Below are 6,000 nucleotides of genomic sequence, written 5' to 3'. Positions count from 1 at the left end.
GGGCAGGCCACCCGCACGATCTGGCAGCCCGACGCCGTCAGCTCCGCGATCTGCTGGAGCGTGGCACCGATGTCCGACGTACGCGTCGTCGTCATGGACTGGACGGAGACCGGGGCGTCCCCGCCGACCGGCACCGTGCCGACCTGGATCTGCCGGCTCTTGCGGCGCTCGGCGAGCTTGGTCGGAACGGACGGCATGCCGAGAGAAATCGCAGTCATCTGCTGTGCAACCCCAAGTCGTGGATCAAGATCCGGTCCCGTCAGCAGCGGGCTCCAGGCTTCGAGATTACGGCACGGGTTTGCGCCTGAGCACATCCCGCCCGGGTAAACCCACTCAATGGTGGGCGGCCCGGCACCCAACGTGCCGGGCCGCCGCCAACTCCGTATGACTAGGAGATTCTCACCGGGTTAACCACGTCGGCGATGAGCACCAGGATCGTGAAGCAGATGAAGATCCCGGCCACCACGTAGGCCACGGGCATCAGCTTCGCCACGTCGAACGGACCCGGGTCCGGGCGGCGCAGCACCCTGGCGAGGTTCCGCCGCAGCGACTCCCACAGCGCGCCGGCGATGTGGCCGCCGTCGAGCGGGAGCAGCGGGAGCATGTTGAACAGGAACAGGGAGAGGTTGAAACCGGCCACCAGCATCAGGGCCATGGCCAGCTGCTGGGTGGGCGGGATGTCGAGGGTGAAGATCTCGCCGCCGACACGGGCCGCGCCGACCACGCCCATCGGGGAGTCCGGTTCGCGCTCGGCGCCGTCGAAGGCGGCGTTCCACAGGGCCGGGATCTTGCCGGGCAGGGCGGCGAGGGAGTCGACGGCCTCGTCGATCCGGTCGCCCATCCACACCAGGGACTCGTCGAAGTCCTGGCGTACGACGCCGGTGGCGGCGCTGAAGCCGAGGAATCCGGCGCTCACGTACTCGCCCTGGACGATCTGGCCCGCGGAGTCCTTCTTGGCGACCTGGTTGGTGGCGATCGTCGCGTTCAGGGTCACTTCCTCGCCCTTGCGTTCGACGACGACCGGCACCTCCTTGCCGGGGTTGGCGCGGATCAGGTCGGACAGCTCGTTCCACTCGTCGGTCCGGACGCCGTTGAAGGAGACGATCTTGTCCCCCGCCTTCAGGCCGGCCGCGGCGGCCGGGGAGGGCTTGTCCGCCGAGGTGCACTTGTCGCGGTTCTCGCTCTGCGCGATCACGCACTGGGAGACCGAGCTGACGGTGGTGGTCTGCTGCGAGATGCCGAAGCCCATCAGCACGATGAGGAACAGCACGACCGCCATGACCAGGTTCATGAACGGTCCCGCGAACATCACGACGATGCGCTTCCACGGCTTGCGCGTGTAGAACATGCGGGACTCGTCGCCGGGCCGCAGTTCCTCGAAGGCGGCCGAGCGGGCGTCCTCGATCATGCCGCGCCAGGGCGAGGTGGAGCGGGCCTCCATCCGGCCGTCGGAGCCCGGCGGGAACATGCCGATCATGCGGATGTATCCGCCGAACGGGATGGCCTTCACTCCGTACTCGGTCTCGCCCTTGGTGCGGGAGAAGAGCGTCGGGCCGAAGCCGACCATGTACTGCGGCACGCGGATGCCGAAGAGCTTGGCCGTGGACAGATGCCCCAGCTCGTGCCACGCGATCGAGATCAGCAGGCCGACCGCGAACACGACTATGCCGAGGATCATCATCAAGGTCGTCATGCACGCGCCTCCGCGGTGGCTGTCTGCGCCGTGTTTCCGGTCTGGGCCGTCAGTTCACGGGCCCGGGCGCGCGCCCAGGTCTCCGCTTCGAGGACGTCCGGCACGGTGAGCGAGGTTCCCGTGCCGGGGGTGCCGTGCTCGTCGACGACCCGGGTGACGGTCTCCATGATCCCGTTGAACGGCAGCGCGCCCCGCAGGAAGGCGTCCACGCACTCCTCGTTGGCGGCATTGAACACCGCCGGGGCAGTGCCCGCGAGCTCGCCGACGTGCCGGGCGAGGTCGACCGAGGGGAAGGCGTCGGTGTCGAGCGGGAAGAACTCCCACGTCGACGCCGTGCTCCAGTCGAAGGCGGGCGCCGCGTCGGGGACGCGCTCGGGCCAGCCGAGGCCCAGGGCGATGGGCCCGCGCATGTCGGGGGGCGTCGCCTGGGCCATCGTGGATCCGTCAGTGAACTCGACCATCGAGTGGACATACGACTGCGGGTGCACGACCACCTCAATGCGCTCGAAGGGAATGTCGTACAGCAGGTGTGCCTCGATGACTTCCAGGCCCTTGTTGACAAGGGTCGCGGAGTTGATCGTGATCACCGGTCCCATCGCCCAGGTGGGATGGGCGAGGGCGTCCTCGACCGTGACGTTCGCCAGCTCCGCCCTGGTCCGGCCGCGGAACGGGCCGCCGGAGGCGGTGACGACGAGCTTGCGCACGTCCGCGCGGGTGCCCGCGGCGATCGCCTGGAACAACGCCGCGTGCTCGGAGTCGACCGGGATGATCTGACCGGGCTTGGCGAGCTCCTTGACCAGCGGGCCGCCCACGATGAGCGACTCCTTGTTGGCGAGCGCGAGGGTGCGGCCCGCCTCCAGGGCGGCGAGGGTCGGGGCGAGGCCGATGGAGCCGGTGATGCCGTTGAGGACGGTGTGGCAGTCGGAGGCGGCGATCTGCGTGGCCGCGTCCGGTCCGGACAGGATCTCGGGGAGCGGCTCCCCCGCGCCGTACTGTGCGGTCAGCGCCTCCCGCAGCGCCGGTACGACCTCCTCGCGGGCCACCGCGACGGTCCGCACCCTGAGCCGGTGGGCCTGCTCCGCGAGGAGGCCCACCCGGCCGCCGTTGGCGGACAGGGCGGTGACCCGGAAGCGGTCCGGGTTGCGCAGGACGAGGTCGATGGCCTGCGTGCCGATGGACCCGGTGGAGCCGAGGATCACGACGTCCTTCGGGCCGTCACCCGTCACCGGGTCGAAGACGAGGTGCGGGTCTGCGAGAGGGGCTGGGCTTTCGCTCATGCCCCCATGTTGCCGTAACGGGTGTCCGGCCGGAGCAGGGTGTCCCTCACGCGGGTGCCGGACGGTCGGGGAGGGTCCGTTCCCGGCCGGACGGAGCCTGTTTCCCCATCTGTGAAGTCGACGTGAAGATCATGTGATAACTCTTCACTCCTGGCCGGGACAACCTCCGGCCACCGGACGACATCCTTGGGGGGATATCTCCATGCGCATACGCGCTGCTTTCGCCCTGCCCGCGCTCGCGGGCGCCTTGGCGCTCACCGGCACCGTTCTCAGCACCCCGGCCCAGGCGGCCGGCGGTGTGGTCCTGCGGCACGTCTGGTTCGACAGCCCGGGCTCGGACACCGGCTCCAACTCCAGCCTCAACGGTGAGTGGGTGGAGATCAAGAACACCAGCCGCTCGGCGATCTCGCTGAAGGGCTGGGTCCTCAAGGACAAGGCGAACCACAAGTACGTCTTCCCGAACGTGAAGATCGGGGCCGGCAAGACCCTGAAGGTGCGCACCGGCACCGGCAGGGACACCGCGTCGAACAAGTACCAGGACCGCGGCTGGTACGTCTGGAACAACACCAGCGACACGGCGACGCTGACCAGGGCCAACGGGGCCAAGGTCGACACCTGCTCCTGGACGACGCGGGACCCCAGCGACAAGTGGTGCTGACGCGCCGCGACGAGTGCGGGTGCCGACCCGCACTCGTCGCGCGCCGGTCCCTCACCTGATGGGCCGGTGCACGTTCTCCTTCTGGCTCGGGCCGGGGGTCGCGTCCGCGATCCACGGTCCGTCGCCCGAGGGGTCGACGATCCCCTGCTCCAGCCACTCGTAGCCGCCGGCCAGGACGTTGCTGACCACCTTGCGGTCCAGGTCGTCGGTGTTGGTCCACAGCCGGCCGAAGAGCTCGTCGACGCGGATGCGGGACTGGCGGCAGAAGGCGTCGGCGAGCTGGTAGGCCTCGCGGCCGTGTTCGCCCCGGCTGCGCAGGAGTTCGGCACGGACACAGGCCGCGCTCATCGCGAACAGCTCGGCGCCGATGTCCACGATCCGGCCGAGGAAGCCCTGCTTGGTCTCCATCCGGCCCTGCCAGCGCGACATGGCGTAGAAGGTCGACCGGGCCAGCTTGCGGGAGGTGCGCTCGACGTAGCGCAGATGCGGCGAGAGGTCGATGCCGTGCTTGAACTCCCCGTACGACGCCGGGAGCTGGCCGGCGCCGGCCACCAGCTTCGGCAGCCACTTGGCGTAGAAGACGCCGGCCTGAGCGCCTGCCTTCGCCTTGTCCTGGAGGGACTTGTCGGGGTCGATCAGGTCGCCGGCGACCGACAGGTGCGCGTCGACGGCCTCGCGGGCGATCAGCAGATGCATGATCTCGGTCGAGCCCTCGAAGATGCGGTTGATCCGCAGGTCCCGCAGGATCTGCTCGGCGGGTACCGCGCGTTCCCCGCGCGCCCGCAGCGACTCGGCGGTCTCGAAGCCGCGGCCGCCGCGGATCTGGACCAGTTCGTCGGCCATCACGCAGGCCATCTCGGAGCCGTAGAGCTTGGCGAGGGCTGCCTCGATGCGGATGTCGTTGCGGTCCTCGTCGGCCATCTGGGACGAGAGGTCCACGACGGCCTCCAGCGCGAAGGTGGTGGCCGCGATGAACGCGATCTTCGAGCCGACCGCCTCGTGGAGCGCCACCGGCTTGCCCCACTGCTCGCGGGCGGCAGACCACTCCCGGGCGATCTTCAGGCACCACTTGCCGGCGCCCACGCACATCGCGGGCAGCGACAGCCGGCCTGTGTTCAGGGTGGTCAGCGCGATCTTCAGGCCCGCCCCCTCGGGGCCGATACGGTTGGCGGCCGGGACGCGGACCTGGTGGAAGCGCGTGACGCCGTTCTCCAGGCCGCGCAGGCCCATGAAGGCGTTGCGGTTCTCGACGGTGATGCCCTCCGAGGCCGCCTCCACGACGAACGCGGTGATGCCGCCCTTGTGGCCCTCGGACTTCGGCACCCGGGCCATCACGACCAGCAGGTCGGCGACGACACCGTTGGTGGTCCAGAGCTTGACGCCGTCGAGGACGTAGTCGTCGCCGTCCGGGACCGCGGTGGTGGCCAGCCGGGCCGGGTCGGAGCCGACGTCCGGTTCGGTCAGCAGGAAGGCGGAGATGTCGGTGCGGGCGCAGCGCGGCAGGAAGGTGTCCTTCTGCTCCTGGGTGCCGAAGATCTTCAGTGGCTGCGGGACGCCGATCGACTGATGCGCGCTCAGCAGCGCGCCGACGGCCGGACTGGCCGAGCCGACCAGGGCGAGGGCCTTGTTGTAGTACACCTGCGTCAGGCCCAGGCCGCCGTACTTCGTGTCGATCTTCATGCCGAGGGCGCCGAGCTCCTTGAGCCCGTCGATCACGTCGTCGGGGATCCGCGCGTCCCGCTCGATGGTGGCGGAGTCGATCTTCGTCTCGCAGAAGTCGCGGAGCTTGGTGAGGAACTCCTCGCCGCGCTGGGCGTCTTCGTCCGGGGGGAGCGGGTGGGGGTGGATGAGGTCGAGGCGGAAGCGCCCGAGGAAGAGTTCCTTGGCGAAGCTGGGCTTGCGCCAATCCTGTTCCCGGGCCGCCTCGGCCACCTGGCGGGCCTCACGTTCGGTGACGGTGGGACGGTGGGTGGGAGCTGCGGACATGAGGCTCACCTCGCCGTGAAGAGGGATCAAGGTCCGTTTTGGTTACCGACGGGTGCTACCCGTTCGTATCTACCCGATCCCGGGGCCGGCCACCACCCCGCGCGCAGTTGTTCGGCCGATGCCGGCGGAGCGTGACCCGGTGTCGAGGCAGCTCCCGCCCCGGGATACCTCGGTCCCGGAGACATGTGTGCCGTGGCCGGCGGCTTGCTCCGGACGGGTGCATGGGTGAAGGGTCGAAGATTCACGTGGCGCCCTGAACATTCGGTGTCGAAGCGCTTCGACAACCTATGGACACCCACCTCGGCTGGAGCTACTGTCGAACCACCCTTACCCTCCATTGTTCACACTGCGCACTGTCGAAGCGCTTCACAAAGCTGGGAGAGCTG

Annotated in this window: 5 protein-coding genes; 1 reads left to right on the top strand and 4 read right to left on the bottom strand. The window is 69.2% G+C overall.

The features are described from left to right. From ACIHCM_RS21915 to dxr, 3 genes are all read right to left on the bottom strand, one after another. Positions 1-218 (bottom strand): flavodoxin-dependent (E)-4-hydroxy-3-methylbut-2-enyl-diphosphate synthase (locus ACIHCM_RS21915; RefSeq protein ID WP_234528736.1); only part of this gene is annotated, 218 nt, incomplete at its 3' end. Positions 219-388: 170 nt separating this feature from the next. Further along, positions 389-1,681: a M50 family metallopeptidase gene (locus ACIHCM_RS21910; RefSeq protein ID WP_399898289.1), complete on the bottom strand. Its 1,293-nt coding sequence runs from the start codon at positions 1,679-1,681 to the stop codon at positions 389-391. Positions 1,682-1,689: 8 nt separating this feature from the next. After that, entirely contained in the window at positions 1,690-2,970 is a 1,281-nt protein-coding gene (dxr, locus tag ACIHCM_RS21905; protein WP_399898276.1) for a 1-deoxy-D-xylulose-5-phosphate reductoisomerase, read from the bottom strand. A 202-nt stretch (positions 2,971-3,172) separates the two neighbouring features. Here dxr and ACIHCM_RS21900 point away from each other — a divergent pair, with 202 nt between their 5' ends. Further along, a complete protein-coding gene (locus tag ACIHCM_RS21900; protein WP_399898274.1) occupies positions 3,173-3,628 on the top strand; it encodes a lamin tail domain-containing protein in 456 nt (151 codons plus the stop codon). A gap of 51 nt (positions 3,629-3,679) precedes the next feature. On the opposite strand, the gene ACIHCM_RS21895 is transcribed toward ACIHCM_RS21900, so the two are convergent. Continuing rightward, positions 3,680-5,614 carry an acyl-CoA dehydrogenase family protein gene (locus ACIHCM_RS21895; protein ID WP_399898272.1) on the bottom strand — a complete coding sequence of 645 codons (1,935 nt, stop codon included), beginning with the start codon at positions 5,612-5,614 and terminating at the stop codon, positions 3,680-3,682. Positions 5,615-6,000 lie beyond the last annotated feature (386 nt).

Origin of the sequence: Streptomyces sp. NPDC052023, assembly GCF_044548465.1 — a bacterium.
GTDB lineage: Bacteria > Actinomycetota > Actinomycetes > Streptomycetales > Streptomycetaceae > Streptomyces.
The sequence above is the reverse complement of the archived record's forward strand: the minus strand, read 5'-3'. Positions and strand labels throughout refer to the sequence as shown.

Coding starts and splice junctions, on each gene's coding strand:
- ACIHCM_RS21910 (WP_399898289.1), bottom strand. CDS start 1,681: ATGATGATCCTCGGCATAGTCGTGTTCGCGGTCGGCCTGCTGATCTCG.
- dxr (WP_399898276.1), bottom strand. CDS start 2,970: ATGAGCGAAAGCCCAGCCCCTCTCGCAGACCCGCACCTCGTCTTCGAC.
- ACIHCM_RS21900 (WP_399898274.1), top strand. CDS start 3,173: ATGCGCATACGCGCTGCTTTCGCCCTGCCCGCGCTCGCGGGCGCCTTG.
- ACIHCM_RS21895 (WP_399898272.1), bottom strand. CDS start 5,614: ATGTCCGCAGCTCCCACCCACCGTCCCACCGTCACCGAACGTGAGGCC.